The organism is Klebsiella sp. CSG-1 (assembly GCF_056521145.1).
Map to the genome: position 1 here is coordinate 1 of NZ_JBWNLD010000036.1, position 702 is coordinate 702.

Annotated in this window: 1 rRNA gene; it reads left to right on the forward strand. The window is 51.7% G+C overall.

The features are described from left to right. A 23S ribosomal RNA gene (locus AC007G_RS28290) occupies positions 1-702 on the forward strand; the annotation flags it as partial.

Here is a 702-nt window from a genome sequence, read left to right on the forward strand (position 1 = left end):
CACACTATCGTTAAGTGAATACATAGCTTAACGAAGCGAACCGGGGGAACTGAAACATCTAAGTACCCCGAGGAAAAGAAATCAACCGAGATTCCCCCAGTAGCGGCGAGCGAACGGGGAGGAGCCCAGAGTCTGAATCAGCGCGTGTGTTAGTGGAACGGTCTGGAAAGTCCGGCGGTACAGGGTGATAGCCCCGTACACTAAAATGCACACGTTGTGAACTCGAAGAGTAGGGCGGGACACGTGGTATCCTGTCTGAATATGGGGGGACCATCCTCCAAGGCTAAATACTCCTGACTGACCGATAGTGAACCAGTACCGTGAGGGAAAGGCGAAAAGAACCCCGGCGAGGGGAGTGAAAAAGAACCTGAAACCGTGTACGTACAAGCAGTGGGAGCCTCTTTATGGGGTGACTGCGTACCTTTTGTATAATGGGTCAGCGACTTATATTCTGTAGCAAGGTTAACCGTATAGGGGAGCCGCAGGGAAACCGAGTCTTAACTGGGCGTTAAGTTGCAGGGTATAGACCCGAAACCCGGTGATCTAGCCATGGGCAGGTTGAAGGTTGGGTAACACTAACTGGAGGACCGAACCGACTAATGTTGAAAAATTAGCGGATGACTTGTGGCTGGGGGTGAAAGGCCAATCAAACCGGGAGATAGCTGGTTCTCCCCGAAAGCTATTTAGGTAGCGCCTCGTGAA